Source organism: Streptomyces sp. NPDC107454 (genome assembly GCF_055582885.1).
Genome location: NZ_JBVJPA010000011.1, coordinates 20,898 through 35,506, shown reverse-complemented (window position 1 = coordinate 35,506; position 14,609 = coordinate 20,898). Strand labels below are relative to the sequence as shown.

Here is a 14,609-nt window from a genome sequence, read left to right as displayed (position 1 = left end):
TTACGCGCGGAAGTCCGCGGGGCGCTCCCGCGGCGCCTCCGCCAGCGCCTTGGTCACCTCGTCGACGCCCTTCTGGAGGCCGTAGACCGGGGTGCCGGGCTGCTGGCGCCAGGAGTCGTCTAGCCCGCCCGTGTCGACCGTGTCGAAGCCGAGTTCGTCGATGAGCTCACGTACGACCCGCTTGGCGGCCTCGTCGTCACCGGCCACCGGCAGCGCCAGTCGGTCGGGGGCGCCGGCCGGGCGGTGCCGGTCCAGGATGTCCTGGGCGTACGTGCCGTTGAACGCCTTGACGACGGTGTGGCCGATCTCCCGGGCCGTCCAGCCGCTCTCGGTCAGGCCGTCGTCCTCGATCGCGGCGATCCTGCCGTCGCGCTGCTGGGGGTAGTAGTTGCCGGTGTCGATGACGGCGACGCCCTCGGCGGCCTGGTCCACAAGCCCGTGCGGCAGGTTCGGGACCGCCTTCAGGGGAACCGTGACGACGACGACCTCGGCGTCGCGCGCCGCGTCCTCGACCTTGACGGGAGTCGCCCCGGTCTCCTCCGCGAGTGCGGTGAGGGTCCCCGGACCCCGGGAGTTCGCGACCGAGACGTCGTGTCCGAGGGCGGTGAGCCGTCGGGTGAGGTTGCCGCCGATGTTGCCCGCTCCGATGATGCCGATCTTCATGATGGACAGGCCCTTCCGGGGTTGACGCCACTGGACTGACGGTGATCGTCAACCGTGGTGCACGCGCGCCTATTCCGGGACGTACGGCGTTCGGGTGCCGGGCCGCCGCAACAGGGCGAGCGTCTCCTCCAGCTCCTCCCGGAGCACCGTCCCCGCCGTGTCCGCGTCCCCGTCCGCGACGGCCCGTACCAGCGCCGCGTGGGCGTCGTCGCCCGTGTTGGGGTCGTGCTCCCGCATCCCCACCAGGTCCAGCATCTCGATCAGGCCCTCCCGCAGGGCGGGCACGAACTCCCTGAAGAGGCCGGTGAGTACGGGGTTGCGGGCGGCGGCGACCACGGCCGCGTGCAGCGCGATGTCGGCGTCTTCGACCTGCCGCTGGCCCTGGAGCGGCGGGACGGACGCTGGAGCGTACGCATCCGGAGGCCGGCATGACGAAGGGGCGCCCGCCGGATGGTCGGCGGGCGCCCCTGTGCCCGGGTCACCTGGTCAGGGCCCGGATCACTTGTTCAGGTGGGTCCAGAACTCGTCGAACGAGAGGACCTTGTCCCCGTTGAGGTCGCGGGTGGCGATGATGGCCTCCGCCACCGAGTCGGTGACGTTCCAGTCGCCACCCTGGGCGAGGGCGCTCTTGAACTCGGCCGCGGTGATGAAACCGTCACCGTCCGTATCGATCCGCTCGAACTGCTTGCGTGCTTCCTCGATGTCCGCCACCGATCCGCCCCTTCGTAGTGCATAAGCTGTGTTGACGGAGGTCAGATTAACGGTCCGCGCCGGCCCTCAGTGCGGCGACCACCCAGCCGAACTCCGCACGGTGCGCTGACGGGGTCCCCGCGCCCTTCACCGTGGACAGCAACTCCCGGTAGCGGGCGAGCCGGTCGTTGGACGCCGACTCCATGCGTTCGAGTACGGCGGCCGGGTCGCCGTCCCCCAGCACCTCCCGCAGGAGCGCCGCCGCCTCCGGCGACTCGGGGGCGATTCCCCGGGCGCGGGCCTCGGCCCCCACCTGGAGCATGCGCATGGGGAACCACACGGATCGCCCGGCGTCCGCGGCGTGGTCCTGATCGGCCGCGTTGAACTCGACCACCTCGCGCATCCGCGCCCGGAACTCCGGATCCTGGACCATCTCCGCCAGCTCCACCCAGGCGTCCACCTGCTCGGGTGTCGGGTCCTGAGGCAGGTCCACCGCGGTGGAGCGCATCCGCTCCTGGATGGCCGGATCCACGGAGTCGAGTCCGTGGAACAGCTCCTCCACGAACTCCTCCATGATCCGTTTCCGTTCGGCGGCCGACAGCCGCGCCAGTTTGTTCATGAGCGTCATCTCCTCCGCGGTCGAACCGCGTCGCGCCACGGACGACAGCACCGCCCTCGTCACCTTCAGCGAGCTGATCTGCGCGTCCAGCGCCGTCACATGGGCGGCGGCCACCTCCGCGACCGTCGTCTCGCCGGCCAGCACCTTGCGTACGGCGTCCAGACCGAGGCCCAGTTCGCGCAGGGTGCGGATCAGTTCGAGGCGGGCCACGGACGCGGCGTCGTACAGCCGGTAGCCGCCCGAGGAGCGGGCCACCGGGGGCAGGGCGCCCTCGTCCGACCAGTAGCGGATGGTGCGCACGGTCAGTCCGGTGGCCCGGGCCAGCTCGCCGATGGTGAGGAGTCCGGTGCCGTCGTCGATCATGTCTGCGAGTCTGGGCCTTCCAGCGGGTGGAGACTCAAGGAGCGCGGTGGTGGAGACTCTTCGGGACATTCTCGACGCGGCCGCACGGGGCGTCTTCCCACCGCCGGACGGTCGTACGACCGTCGTGGCGCAGGCGTCCCACCGGGACGCGGGTGTGCTCGCCTTCACCGCGCACGCGGTGGTCTTCACGGACGAGGATCCGCGGTGGGTGCACGACACACTGGCCGCCGTGCCGTGCGACGCCCTCGCCGCGCCGATGAGCGCGCGGTTCCTGGCCGCGTTCCTCGAGCGGACGGGCCGTACGTCCGAGACGATCGACGCGATGCTCGTGGGCTCTCCCCTGCCGGGCGAGCCGGCGCTCCCGCTGCGGGAGGTCACGGACGGCGGGCATCCGCGGATCGTGTACGCCCGCAGGCGCCGTGCCGATGTGCGCGCGTGGACGACGGAGGGCGGTGTGCTGGTGCTGGGGCGGGGGATCGCGGGGCGGCTGGAGGTCTCCGTCGAGGTGGACGAGGGAGTGCGGCACCGAGGGCTGGGCCGGGCCCTGGTGACGGCGGCCCGGCAGCTCGCCCCGGAGCCGCTGTGGGCCCAGGTCGCGCCGGGGAACGCCCGCAGCATGCGGGCGTTCCAGGCAGCCGGCTACCGTCCCGTGGGCTCGGAGGCGCTGCTCATCGCCGGGTAGGCGTCAGTGCCAGGGCTCGTAGTACGGGTTGCTCTCGCAGTCGCTCATGATCTCGGTCTTGGTCTTCTTGTCGACCGGGCAGACGCCGATGATGTACTGGCGCGCGATACCGCCGGGGAAGGCGACCTCGACCTGGTCGGCCCACTTGTGGGTGTCACCGATGGTCTTGTTGACGTCTACGCCGCCGGGCGCGTCGATGTAGTAGTTGAAGCCCGACTTGTACCAGGTCTTGTACAGGTCGTGGTCGTACGTCGTCGACACGTACGGCGAGGGCTGGTTGACCAGGACGTACTGCTCGATGTCGTACTGCCCGTTGATGACGTCCTTGGGGTGGAAGCCCTGCGCGAAGACGGTGGCGGGGCCCCGGCTGTCGCTGCGGTACAGCGTGCCGCAGGTCTTGCGCCAGACCGGCTCGGGAGTGATGCGGTCGACCTGGACGCGGTGGTCGGCGGCGGCCTTCACCGGGTCGTCGAACAGGGGACACGTGGGCGCGGCGGCCTTGGCGAGCGGGGCCGCGGGGGTCGCGGGGAGCGTCGCGGCGGAGGTCGCGAAGACGGCCGAGAGCGAGACGACGACGGCAGCGGCCCGCCGCCGCAGGCGAGTTGTGATCATGGGGAGCACGATCTCGGTTCTGTGGCGGCGGGCCGGGGATCTTCACCCGTAGGGCGGCGTGTCACCGCCTTCGGGCCGACCGGGCGTGGATCAGCGGAAGATGCCGGTGTGGCCGAGCGAGTAGCGGCCCGGCTGCGGGTAGACGGCCAGGCCGTGCGGGCCGCTGCCGACCGGGATGCGGGCCAGCTGGGCGCCGGTGCGGGTGTCGATGGCGTACACCTCGGAGTTGTAGCGACCCGACAGCCACAGGACCTTGCCGTCGGCGGAGACGCCGCCCATGTCGGGGCTGCCGCCGTGCGGCAGGCGCCACTTCTTGGTCAGCCTGTTCTGGGTGAAGTCGAAGACGGAGATGGTGCCCTCGCCCCGGTTGGAGATGTACATCTCGCGCGAGTCACGGCTGACGTACAGCCCGTGGCAGCCCTTGCCGGTCGGGAGGAAGGACGGCCTCGTGAACTTGTCGCCGTCGACGACCCACACGCCGTTGGCCACCATGTCGGCGATGTAGAACCGCTTGCCGTCGGGGGAGATCTTGACGTCCTGCGGCATGGCGCCGCGGAAGGGCAGCTTCTCCTGGGCGATCACCTTCATGCGCGCGGTGTCGACCTTCAGCAGCTCGCCGCTGAACTCGCAGGAGACGATGAAGTAGCGGCCGTCGGGGGAGAAGTCGGCGTGGTTGACGCCGTAGCAGCTGACCGGCTCGGTCCGTACGCGCTTCATGGTGTGCGCGTCACGGAAGACCAGCTCGCGGTCGAGGGAGGCCATGACGATCGCGTACTTGCCGTCGGGCGTGAAGTACAGGTTGTACGGGTCGTGCACGTCGACGGTCTTGCCCGCCTTGCCGGTCCTCGGGTCGATGGGGGTGAGGGTGTTGCCCCGGTCGTTGTTGACCCAGAGCGTCTTCATGTCCCAGGAGGGGACGACGTGCTGGGGCTGGGCGCCGACCCGGATCGTCTCGATGACCGCGTACGTCTTCGGATCGATCACGGAGACCGTGTTGGAGTTGGTGTTGGGGACGTACACGCGGGACGGGAAGTCCTTGACGACCGGCGAGAGCTTGTTCGGCCGGTCGGCGGCGTAGACGTCTTTCGGGTCGAGCACGGGCGGCATGCCGGGCAGGCCGTCGGGCTGGTTCGGCTGGGCCGGTTTGACGGCGGCCTGGGTGCCGACGGCCTCGTGTGCGGTGTTCTTGGACTCGCCGTCGCAGCCCGGAAGTGCGGCGAGTGCGGCGAGTACCGCGCCCGCGAGCAGGGCGCGCTTCGTGAGGTTCCGGTTGCGGTGCATCAGCTCAGCAGCTCCGTGGTGGTGACCGCGCGCAGACCGCGGCGGCCGAGTTCTTCCAGGACGGCGGGGAGCGCGGCGACCGTGTCCGCGTACCCGAAGTGCAGGCTCACCACGGATCCTTCGCGGACCCCGCCGATGACCTGGCGGGTGACGGCGGGGGCGCCCGGCGAGGTGTAGTCGAGCGAGTCGACGTCGTAGGAGAGGACGTGCGGGTAGCCCACGCGGCGGGCCACGCCCGCCACGAGGGCGGAGGCGGTCGGGGTGCGGGAGGGCCTGAACCAGGTGCCGATGGACCCGGTCAGCCGCCGCAGCCGGTCGGCGCAGCCCCGGATCTCGGCCTCCGCGTCCGCCTCGGACATCGTGTTGATGGCGAGGTGGCGCAGGGTGTGGTTGCCGAGGTCGTGGCCGCCGTCGAGGATGCGGCGGGCGATGTCGGGGTGCTCGTCGAGCCAACTGCCCACCGCGAGCACGGTGACCCGGGCGCCGGCTTTCTCCGCCTCGCCGAGCAGTGCCCTGGCGACGGCCGGGTCGCCCTGGCCGTGGAAGGTGAGGGCGACCCGCGGACGGTCACGGGGGCCGTGGGTGATCTCGGCGGGCTGCTGCGGGAAGCGGCGGGGCGCGGGCGCGGCGGCGGGCTTGGCGGAGAGGTTCGCGGACGGGTTCGCGGAGGGAGAGACGGCCGTGCGGGACACGGCGGCCGGGTGGGCGACGACGCCGGTCGTGGAACACCCCGCGGCGAGTGTCCCGGCGGCGAGCGCGACACCCGACCGCAGCGCCGCACGCCGATCCGGCGCCGCACGCGCGACGCTTCCGTCGGGGCTGCCGTCGGAGCTTCCATGGGGGCTTCCGGCGGAGCTTCCGTCGGGGGACGGCTGCGGGGGACGAGCGGGCGTGATCACCCGCACCATTTAAGGGTGTAATGGTAAGAAAACGTGCGATTGGTCCGATTGATGAAAGTGCGGGTCGCGACGACGCGGGCCCCGGGGGCGAGCGGTCAGCGGTCGGCGACGCGCATCTCGAACCAGGTGGTCTTGCCGCGGGGCAGGAGGTCGACTCCCCAGCGGTCGGAGAGCTTGTCGACGAGAAAGAGACCGCGACCGCTCAGGTCCATCTCCTGGACCGGCATCAGACAGGGAAGACCGCGGGAGGGGTCACGGACCTCGACGCGGATCCAGCCCCGGCGGCGCCGCATCCGAAGCCCGAAGACGCGGGCACCCGTATGCCGCACGGCATTGCCGACGAGTTCGGACACCAGTAACACGGCGTCCTCGGTCATCTTCGGGGAGAGCCCCCAGTGCCGCAGGACGACGACCTGAGTGAGCCGCCGTGCGGTGGCGGCGGACTCGGGGCGGGACGGCAGCGGGACCTCGCCCTCCGTCGGATTGCCGAACAACTCGAGCGCCTTGAGCGCCCGCTCGTCCTCGACCGCAGGCGACCAGCGCGCCGCGGTCGCACTCCCGTGCCGCCGCGGCTGTTCGATACCCTCCAGCCCCGCCATGCCCCCCATCATGGCCGCCCAGAGCCCGCTTCGGGGCCGTTCCGGAGGAATACGCCCCCCGGAACCGCCCATTCCGCACCATCCTATCGGCATATGCCCCCGGCAGTTCGGGACTCGCCAGGGCCCATCTGACCTGCCGGAATGCCCCAGTTGGCGGCAATCGCCAGTCGCCGCCGACAAGGCAAGCTTAAGGTTCCCTTAAGGCTTACATAAACCAGCCCTTCGGGGGACACCGGATAAGACATCGCGTCAACTGCAAGGGGATCAGAGGAACTTCGCCTTCCCCGGCCCCTCCTCCACGAAGCTGCGCATGCCGCGCTCGCGGTCCTCGGTCGCGAACAGCCCCGCGAACCAGTTCCGTTCAATCGCGAGCCCCGTCTCGAGATCGGTCTCCAGACCCGCGTCGATGGACTCCTTGGCGGCGCGCAGCGCGAGCGCGGGACCCTGCGCCAGCTTCGCGGCCCACGCGTGCGCCTGGGCGTACACCTCGTCGGCCGGGACGACCCGGTCCACAAGACCGAGCGACAGCGCCTCGTCGGCCTTCACCATCCGCCCCGTGAAGATGAGGTCCTTCGCCTTGGAGGGGCCGACCAGACGGGACAGGCGCTGGGTGCCGCCGGCACCGGGGATCAGGCCCAGCAGGATCTCCGGCTGGCCGAGCTTGGCGTTGTCCGCGGCGATACGGAAGTCCGCGCAGAGCGCCAACTCGCAGCCACCGCCCAGCGCGTACCCGGTGACGGCGGCGACGACCGGCTTGGGGATACGGGCCACGGCGCTGAAGGAGTCCTGCAGGTCACGGGAGCGCACGACCATCGCCGCGTGGTCCATGGCCTGCATCTCCTTGATGTCCGCGCCCGCCGCGAACACCTTCTCGCCGCCGTAGATGACCACGGCGCGCACGTCCTCGCGGCGGGTGGCCTCCTCGGCGAGCTCCTTGAGCCGGTTCTGTGTGGCGACGTCCAGCGCGTTCATGGGCGGGCGGTCCAGGCGGAGGGTGCCGACGCCTTCAGCCACTTCGAGATGCACAGTCATGGAGGCAGGTTAACGGGGACTAACGACGAAGGGCCCGGTGTGCTCGGTCACAGAAGTGACCTGGCACAGCGGGCCCGTCGAGGCGAAACGGTCAGGCGGTCCAGGCCGACCAGGACATGTTCCAGCCGTTGAGGCCGTTGTCCGGGGCGACCGTCTTGTCGTGGGAGTTCTTCACGATCACCACGTCACCGGTGATGGAGTGGTCGAAGAACCAGGCGGCGGGCGCACTGCGGTCGCCGCCGCCACGCTCGTCGCGCAGGCCCACGCAGCCGTGGCTGGCGTTGTAGTTGCCGAAGGCGTCGCCGCCCCAGTAGTTGCCGTGGATGAAGGTGCCGGAGTCGGTCAGGCGCTGGGCGTCGGGCACGTCCTTGATGTCGTACTCGCCGCCGTAGCCGACCGTCTCACCGTTCATACGGGTCACCCGGAGCTGCTCGCTGATGACCATCTGGCCGTTCCAGGTGTCGTAGCCCGGCTTGCCCGTGGTGATCGCGATGGTCTTGATGACCTTGCCGTCGCGCTTGACGACCATCTTGTGGGTCTTGGCGTCGACCGTGGAGACCTGGCTGCGGCCGATCGTGAAGGACACGGTCTTGGCCTGCTTGCCGTAGACCCCGGGCCGGCCCTCGACGCCGTCGAGGTTGAGCGTGACGGTGACCTTCGTACCGGCCTTCCAGTACTGCTCGGGGCGGAAGTCGAGGCGGTCGTTGCCGAACCAGTGGCCCTGGACGTCGACGGCCGGCTCGGTCTTGATCCTGATGGCCTTCTCGACGGCGTCCGGGTGCGTGATGCCCCGGGTGAAGCGGACCGAGAAGGGCATGCCGACGCCGACCTTGGAACCGTCCTCGGGCGTGAACATACCGACGAAGGTGTTCTTCGGGGTCAGCGTGGTGAAGGCGGACTCCTCGGCGGCCTCACGGCCGTCGGCGTCCTTGGCCACCGCGTGGACCTTGTACTTGGTGGCGGAGGCGAGGTGGGTCGAGGGCGTCCAGGTGGCACCCCCGCCGGTTATCGCCCCGTCGACCGCGTTGCCCTTGCCGTCCTTGACCGTGACCTCGGTCAGCTTGCCCTTGGCCGCGCTGACCTTGAGGGCCCCGCTGGTGGCCACGCCGTTCGTGCCGTTCTTCGGAGCGATGGTCACCACGGCCTGCGAGACCTTGGTGTCGGCCTTGGTGGAGTTCCCAGAGCCCTTGCCCTTGCCGTTCCCGGACCCGGCGTCCGAGTCCCCTCCCCCGCCGCACGCGGCCACGGCGAGCAGCAGCACGCCCAGCAGCAGCGCCAGGATCCCCTTGCTCCCCCGGCTCCCCCGTGCCCGCGTTCCAACCGACGCCCCCGATATCGGTCGCCCGTTCAAGTCTGTTCTCCCCTCGCACGGCCTGATCAGGCCCGCACCCCAGCGCGTCGCCGCGCGTATCGCGCTAATTAATCACACGGCTCTGAGAGATGGCTCCCCGGGATTGTCACCGTTCAGTCCCAAGTTCGGCCGTGTGGGGGCGCGCTGGAGTCCCCTGCCCTACGACACGTGCGTACCCCTTTGTCCGGGCTGCTTCGCGGGGCTACTTCACCGCGCCGCCCGCCTTCCACTCCTTCCAGTCCATGTTCCAGCCTCCGAGGCCGTTGTCGGGAGCGACTTCCTTGTCGTCGCTGTTGACGACCTCGATGACGTCGCCGATGAGAGTGCGGTCGAAGAACCAGCCCGCGGGGGTGCCGGAGCTGCCGCCCTTCACGTCCTGGAGACCGACGCAGCCGTGGCTGACGTTGCTGTTGCCGAAGACGCCCGAGGCCCAGTAGTTGCCGTGCACGAAGGTCCCGGAGTCGGTGAGGCGCATCGCGTGCGGGACGTCCGGGATGTCGTACTCGCCGCCGAAGCCGACCGTGCGGCTGTTCATGCGCGTCACGTCCAGCATCTCCATGACGACCATCTTCCCGTTGTACGTCGTCCTCTTGGGGGCGCCCGCCGTGATCGGCACCGTGGCGAGGAGGTCGCCGTCGCGGCGTACCTCCATGGTGTGCGCGGCGGCGTCGACCAGCGAGACCTGGCTGCGTCCGATGGTGAACGAGAAGGTCCTGTACTGGAGTCCGTAGACGCCCTTCGCCCCCTCGACGTCGCGCAGCCGCAGCCCGACGGTGACCTTCGTGCCCGGCTTCCAGTACTTCTCGGGCCGGAAGTCGAGGCGGCTCTTGCCGAACCAGTGCGGGCGGACCTCCACCGCGGGGCTGGCCTCGATGTGGATCGCGCGCTCGACGGCGGACCGGTTCTCGATCTCCCGGTTGAACGCGAGGGAGACGATCATGCCGGTGCCGACGGTGGAGCGGTTCTCCGGCGTCACGTATCCGATGAACCGCTCCTCGGGGACGTACGTCGTGAACGTCGTGTGCCGCGCCGAGCGCCGCCCCTGCCCGTCGAGGGCCACCACGTCCACGGTGTACTTGGCGGCGAGCGCGAGGAGCGGGTCGTCGGGGGCCCAGGTCAGACCGTCGGCGGAGACGCGCCCGGGCACCGCGGACTCCTGCGCGTCCTGGTCCTTGACGACCTGCACGGACTCCAGACGCCCGTCGGGCACCCGCACCCGCAGCGCCTGTCGCGGGCGTACGCCCTTGCTGTTGTCGTCGGGAGAGATCCGGATGACGTCCTCGGCGGCGGGGGGTTTGCCGAGCATGTCCTCCATCCCGTGCGAGGTGCAGCCGGCGGCTCCGGCGAGCAGGCCGGCCCAGGTCAGTACGGCGGCCAGTGCGGCCCCTGCGTGCCGCGCGCGTGTCTGTTCGTGCTTCACAGCGGGCCCAACGAGTGTGCACCTCTGGGGAAACGTGAGTGCGAGCCAAGCGCTGGGCAGAACAGTGGGGAGGACGACGCGAAGGGGAGCCGCGGCCGGGACGCCGCACGCTCCTCTTCCGGCCGTCCACCGAGCCGCAGGAGGCTGAACGGTGTCGAGCGCAGCCGAGCAGGAGGCAGTGCCGGAGGGGCGGGCCACGGGCGAGAAGCTGCCCGCGCAGTCGTCCCCCGTGCTGAACGGCGCCCAGCGGGCGCCGTCGCCCGCCGTGTCCGTGTGGCCGGGCGCCCCGACCCCGCTCGGGGCGCGCTTCCGCGTCGGCCCCGACGGCGCGGCGGGCACCAACTTCGCCCTGTGGGCGGGCGGGGCGGAGGCCGTCGACCTCTGTCTCTTCGACGAGCGGGACGGCGAGGTCCACGAGACGCGCGTGCCGCTCACCGAGCTGACCCACGAGATCTGGCACGGCTTCGTCCCCGGCGTGCTGCCCGGCCGCCGCTACGGCTACCGCGTGCACGGCCGCTGGGACCCGTGGACCGGCGCCCGCTGGAACCCGGCGAAGCTGCTCCTCGACCCGTACGCCCGTGCGGTGGACGGCGACTTCAGTCTGCCGCCCGAGGTGTACGGGCATGTCCGGGACTGGCCCCAGCAGCAGGTCGCGGACACCGTGCGCGACGACCGGGACTCGGCGCCGTACGTCCCCAAGGGCGTCGTCGTCCACGATGACGACGACTGGTCGGACGACCACCGCCCGAAGACCCCGTGGGCGGACTCGGTGATCTACGAGCTGCACGTCCGCGGCTTCACACGGCTGCATCCCGGGATCCCGGAGGAACTGCGCGGGACCTACGCCGGGCTCGCCCACCCGGCGGCGATCGAGCACCTGGCCGGGCTGGGCGTCACGGCCGTGGAACTCCTGCCCGTCCATCAGTTCGCCCACGAGGACCACCTCCTGCGGCGCGGAATGAAGAACTACTGGGGCTACAACTCGATCGGCTACTTCGCCCCGCACGCGGGCTACGCGTCCTCCGGGACGACGGGACAGCAGGTCGGCGAGTTCAAGCGGATGGTGCGGGCGCTGCACGCGGCCGGTATCGAGGTGATCCTCGACGTGGTCTACAACCACACGGCGGAGGCCGGTGAGCTGGGCCCGATGCTGTCCCTGCGCGGCATAGACAACCGGGGTTACTACCGGCTCCAGTCGGACGCCCGCAGGTACGCCGACTACACGGGCTGCGGCAACACGCTGCACGTGGTGCAGCCGCACGTCCTGCGCCTGATCACGGACTCGCTGCGGTACTGGGTGACGGAGATGGGGGTGGACGGCTTCCGCTTCGACCTGGCGGCGGCGCTGGCCCGCTCGATGCACGACGTCGACATGCTCTCCCCCTTCCTCGCGGTCATCGCCCAGGACCCGGTCCTGCGTCGGGTGAAGCTGATCGCCGAACCGTGGGACGTCGGTTCCGGCGGCTACCAGGTGGGCGCCTTCCCACCCCTGTGGACGGAGTGGAACGACCGCTATCGCAACGCGGTCCGGGACTTCTGGCGGGGCGCGCTGCCGGACGTACGGGACCTGGGGTACCGCCTCTCGGGGTCGAGCGACCTGTACGCGTGGGGCGGGCGGCGCCCCTATGCCTCGGTGAACTTCGTGACCGCCCACGACGGCTTCACGCTGCGCGACCTCGTCTCCTACGAGCGCAAGCACAACGAGGCCAACGGGGAGGGGAACCGGGACGGCACGAACGACAACCGGGCCTGGAACTGCGGGGCGGAGGGAGAGACGGACGAGGAGCGGGTACGGGGGTTGCGGCGGCGCCAGTTGCGGAACCTGCTGACGACGTTGTTGCTGTCCACCGGGGTGCCGATGCTCGTCGCGGGGGACGAGTTCGGGCGCACCCAGCGCGGCAACAACAACGCGTACTGCCAGGACAACGAGATCAGCTGGGTCGACTGGAGCCTGCTGGAGGAACCGGGCTGGCGGGCGCTGTACGACCTGACGTCCCGGCTGATCTCCCTCCGGCACCAGCACCCCGTGCTGCGGCGCCGGGCGTTCTTCTCCGGGCGGGCCCATTCGGTGGACGGGCTGCGGGACCTGGCGTGGTTCACTCCGCGCGGGACGGAGATGACGGAGCGGGACTGGTACGCGCCGGCCGCGACGCTGGGGATGTACCTCTCGGGCCGGGACATCCCCGGACGCGACGCCCGCGGAGCGCCGGTCGTGGACGACAGCTTCCTCGCGGTGCTGCACGCCGGGGACCGTCCGGTGAGCTTCGTCCTGCCGGGGCCTCCGTGGGCCTCGCGCTACGAACTCGTGGTCGACACCTCGACGGAGGATCAGGCGCGGGCGCCGGGCGTGATCCACCGCTCGGGCGGCACGGTCACCGTGCCGGCGCGGGCGGTGCTGTTGCTACGGGTGGTGGGCTGAGACACCCGTCCTCGCCCTCAAGGGGCGCGGGAACCGGGGTGTCGGCCCAGGATGCCTCGGTCGTAGGCGACCGCCACCGCCGCCGCGCGGTCGTTGACGCCCAGCTTGGCGTACAGGTGGGTGAGGTGGGTCTTGACCGTGGCCTCGCTGATGAACAGGACGCGGGCTGTCTCACGGTTCGACGTGCCCTTGGCCACCAGGGCCAGGACCTCGCGCTCGCGGGCCGAGAGGGAGTCCTGGGTCGAGGCGGGCGCGCGGACCGCCGAGACCAGGCGGGAGGCGACCGCCGGGGAGAGCACCGTACGGCCCTGCGCTGCCGCGCGGACGGCGGTGAAGAGCTCATCCCGCGGGGCGTCCTTCAGCAGATAGCCCGTCGCGCCCGCCTCGATCGCGGGGAGGGTGTCGGAGTCGGTGTCGTACGTGGTGAGGACGAGCACCTTGGCGCGGGCGCCGCGGCGGGTGAGTTCCGCGATGGCCTCGACGCCGTTGCCGCCGGGCATGCGGAGGTCCATCAGGACGACGTCCGGGTCGAGGGAGGTGGTGAGGGCGACGGCCTCGACGCCGTTCGCGGCCTCGCCGAGGACCGTGAATCCCGGCGCGGACTCGAACATGCCGCGTAGACCGTCCCGTACGACGGGATGGTCGTCGACGACGAGGAGGGTGATCGCGGCGTCATCGGCCGGGGCGAACGAGTCATCGGTCATGGCGGACCAACGGTACGCGCGCCGACACCGCCGTACCGTGGCCGGGTTCGGACTCCAGGGTGAGCGAGCCCGCGACGCGTTCGGCGCGGGCCCGCATGCCGTCCAGGCCGAAGCCGCCGTTGCCGGTGCGTTCGGGGACGGCGGCGGGGTCGAAGCCGCGGCCGTCGTCGCGTACGTCCAGGGTCACCTCGTCGCCCATGAAGGAGAGGGTGACGCCGAGCCGGGCCGCGCGCGCGTGCCGGGACGCGTTGGACAGGGCCTCCTGGGCGATACGCAGCAGCGTCGCCGAGATCTCCTCGTGGAGGTGTTCCACCGTGCCGGTGAGGGTGAAGTCCGCGCGGACGCCGGTGCGTCGGGCCCAGTCCGCGACCGTCTTCTTCAGCGCCTCGGGAAGGCCGTCGTGTTCCAGGGCGACCGGAGCGAGGTTGTGCACCGAACGGCGCGCCTCACCCAGGCTCTGGCGGGCCAGCTCCGACGCGCGGCCCAGATGTACGCGGGCGGCCCCCGGATCGGGGGTGTTCGCGACGACCTGGAGCTGCGCGATGATGCCGGTCAGGCCCTGGGCGATGGTGTCGTGGATCTCGGCTGCCAGCCGGCGGCGTTCGTCGGCGACGCCGGCTTCCCTCGCCTGGACGAGGAGTTGGGCGTGCAGGGCGGCGTTCTCGTCGAGGGCCTGTTGCAGGGCGGCGTTGGTGCGTTCGAGTTCGGTGATGGTCTCGGTCCGCTCACGGGAGCGCTCGGCCTCCTGCTGGGTGAGATGGGCGACCACCATCTGCAGACCGGAGTTGGCGACCAGGAGCGCCGCGAAGAGGATCCACTGGACGCCGCTCCCGAACGGCAGCCCGCCGGCCTGCGCACCGGCCACGGTGGCCGCGCTCGCGAGCAGCCCGAGCCGCTGCCGCCGGATGCCCGGGATCAGCTCGTCCGCGTCCATGTAGCCGGAGGCGGCGTAGAACGCGAAGAACGGGTTGAGCCAGCTGAGGACGAAGGCGATGGCCCAGCGGACGACGTAGTACGCCGTCCCCGCCCGGCTCGGGATCCGGCCACAGCCGGCCCGGCGGGAACGGGTGCCGTGCCACCACAACTGGAGGGCGACCGCGGCGGCGACCAGGGCCCAGCCGGCGTACCACTTGGCGGAACGGTCCGTCAGGCCGCTGGCGGCGACCGCGAGGACGACACTGATACCGAGCAGCCCGTACGGCCCCCAGGTGTGCAGCTGCTCCCAGCGCCGGTCGATCTGCCGGTCCTTGGTGGTCATCTCCCCAGTCTGCACGG

At 71.0% G+C, this 14,609-nt stretch carries 14 protein-coding genes and 1 pseudogene; 2 read left to right on the top strand and 13 right to left on the bottom strand.

Annotated elements, in window-relative coordinates:
• The 4 genes and pseudogenes from ACZ69M_RS27660 to ACZ69M_RS27645 all read right to left on the bottom strand — a co-directional run bounded on the left by ACZ69M_RS27660 (position 1) and on the right by ACZ69M_RS27645 (position 2,335).
• Positions 1 to 672: an NADPH-dependent F420 reductase gene (locus ACZ69M_RS27660; RefSeq protein WP_470054395.1), complete on the bottom strand. Its 672-nt coding sequence runs from the start codon at positions 670 to 672 to the stop codon at positions 1 to 3.
• Between the two features lie 60 nt (positions 673 to 732).
• Positions 733 to 1,026: pseudogene (locus tag ACZ69M_RS27655) on the bottom strand (FCD domain-containing protein); the annotation flags it as partial.
• 135 nt (positions 1,027 to 1,161) lie between these two features.
• Complete coding sequence (locus ACZ69M_RS27650; protein ID WP_095852504.1) at positions 1,162 to 1,374, bottom strand: EF-hand domain-containing protein; 213 nt, start codon at positions 1,372 to 1,374, stop codon at positions 1,162 to 1,164.
• A 46-nt stretch (positions 1,375 to 1,420) separates the two neighbouring features.
• Positions 1,421 to 2,335, bottom strand: a complete 915-nt coding sequence (locus ACZ69M_RS27645; protein WP_470053952.1) for a helix-turn-helix domain-containing protein — start codon at positions 2,333 to 2,335, stop codon at positions 1,421 to 1,423.
• A gap of 49 nt (positions 2,336 to 2,384) precedes the next feature.
• Here ACZ69M_RS27645 and ACZ69M_RS27640 point away from each other — a divergent pair, with 49 nt between their 5' ends.
• Positions 2,385 to 3,017, top strand: a complete 633-nt coding sequence (locus tag ACZ69M_RS27640) for a GNAT family N-acetyltransferase (protein ID WP_470053950.1) — start codon at positions 2,385 to 2,387, stop codon at positions 3,015 to 3,017.
• Between the two features lie 3 nt (positions 3,018 to 3,020).
• Here ACZ69M_RS27640 and ACZ69M_RS27635 read toward each other — a convergent pair whose 3' ends face one another.
• The 7 genes from ACZ69M_RS27635 to ACZ69M_RS27605 form a co-directional block, all read right to left on the bottom strand.
• Positions 3,021 to 3,629, bottom strand: a complete 609-nt coding sequence (locus ACZ69M_RS27635) for an ADP-ribosyltransferase (protein WP_470053949.1) — start codon at positions 3,627 to 3,629, stop codon at positions 3,021 to 3,023.
• Positions 3,630 to 3,719: 90 nt separating this feature from the next.
• Positions 3,720 to 4,910, bottom strand: a complete 1,191-nt coding sequence (locus tag ACZ69M_RS27630; RefSeq protein ID WP_470053947.1) for a YVTN family beta-propeller repeat protein — start codon at positions 4,908 to 4,910, stop codon at positions 3,720 to 3,722.
• Positions 4,910 to 5,818, bottom strand: coding sequence for a polysaccharide deacetylase family protein (locus ACZ69M_RS27625; protein WP_470053945.1), 909 nt, complete (start codon positions 5,816 to 5,818; stop codon positions 4,910 to 4,912). Before ACZ69M_RS27625 ends, ACZ69M_RS27630 begins: the two co-directional genes overlap by 1 nt.
• An 86-nt stretch (positions 5,819 to 5,904) precedes the next feature.
• Positions 5,905 to 6,408 (bottom strand): ATP-binding protein, encoded by a 504-nt coding sequence (locus tag ACZ69M_RS27620; protein WP_470053943.1) that lies wholly within the window; start codon positions 6,406 to 6,408, stop codon positions 5,905 to 5,907.
• Between the two features lie 264 nt (positions 6,409 to 6,672).
• Positions 6,673 to 7,440, bottom strand: a complete 768-nt coding sequence (locus ACZ69M_RS27615; protein WP_470053941.1) for an enoyl-CoA hydratase/isomerase family protein — start codon at positions 7,438 to 7,440, stop codon at positions 6,673 to 6,675.
• Positions 7,441 to 7,531: 91 nt separating this feature from the next.
• Complete coding sequence (locus ACZ69M_RS27610) at positions 7,532 to 8,791, bottom strand: L,D-transpeptidase (protein WP_470053939.1); 1,260 nt, start codon at positions 8,789 to 8,791, stop codon at positions 7,532 to 7,534.
• 202 nt (positions 8,792 to 8,993) lie between these two features.
• A complete protein-coding gene (locus tag ACZ69M_RS27605; RefSeq protein ID WP_470053937.1) occupies positions 8,994 to 10,211 on the bottom strand; it encodes a L,D-transpeptidase in 1,218 nt (405 codons plus the stop codon).
• 151 nt (positions 10,212 to 10,362) lie between these two features.
• Here ACZ69M_RS27605 and glgX point away from each other — a divergent pair, with 151 nt between their 5' ends.
• The gene (gene glgX, locus ACZ69M_RS27600) at positions 10,363 to 12,630 is read left to right on the top strand and encodes a glycogen debranching protein GlgX (protein ID WP_470053935.1); all 2,268 of its coding nucleotides are present in this window, start codon (positions 10,363 to 10,365) and stop codon (positions 12,628 to 12,630) included.
• Positions 12,631 to 12,647: 17 nt separating this feature from the next.
• Here glgX and ACZ69M_RS27595 read toward each other — a convergent pair whose 3' ends face one another.
• Positions 12,648 to 13,334, bottom strand: a complete 687-nt coding sequence (locus tag ACZ69M_RS27595) for a response regulator (protein ID WP_470053933.1) — start codon at positions 13,332 to 13,334, stop codon at positions 12,648 to 12,650.
• Positions 13,324 to 14,592 carry a sensor histidine kinase gene (locus tag ACZ69M_RS27590; protein ID WP_470053931.1) on the bottom strand — a complete coding sequence of 423 codons (1,269 nt, stop codon included), beginning with the start codon at positions 14,590 to 14,592 and terminating at the stop codon, positions 13,324 to 13,326. The genes ACZ69M_RS27595 and ACZ69M_RS27590 overlap by 11 nt, the downstream gene beginning before the upstream one ends.
• Positions 14,593 to 14,609: the final 17 nt, after the last annotated feature.

Bases quoted from the DNA above. Each gene is read 5' to 3' on its own strand.
- ACZ69M_RS27645 (WP_470053952.1), bottom strand. From the start codon at position 2,335: ATGATCGACGACGGCACCGGACTCCTCACCATCGGCGAGCTGGCCCGG.
- ACZ69M_RS27635 (WP_470053949.1), bottom strand. From the start codon at position 3,629: ATGATCACAACTCGCCTGCGGCGGCGGGCCGCTGCCGTCGTCGTCTCG.
- ACZ69M_RS27630 (WP_470053947.1), bottom strand. From the start codon at position 4,910: ATGCACCGCAACCGGAACCTCACGAAGCGCGCCCTGCTCGCGGGCGCG.
- ACZ69M_RS27625 (WP_470053945.1), bottom strand. From the start codon at position 5,818: ATGGTGCGGGTGATCACGCCCGCTCGTCCCCCGCAGCCGTCCCCCGAC.
- ACZ69M_RS27620 (WP_470053943.1), bottom strand. From the start codon at position 6,408: ATGGCGGGGCTGGAGGGTATCGAACAGCCGCGGCGGCACGGGAGTGCG.
- ACZ69M_RS27615 (WP_470053941.1), bottom strand. From the start codon at position 7,440: ATGACTGTGCATCTCGAAGTGGCTGAAGGCGTCGGCACCCTCCGCCTG.
- ACZ69M_RS27595 (WP_470053933.1), bottom strand. From the start codon at position 13,334: ATGACCGATGACTCGTTCGCCCCGGCCGATGACGCCGCGATCACCCTC.
- ACZ69M_RS27590 (WP_470053931.1), bottom strand. From the start codon at position 14,592: ATGACCACCAAGGACCGGCAGATCGACCGGCGCTGGGAGCAGCTGCAC.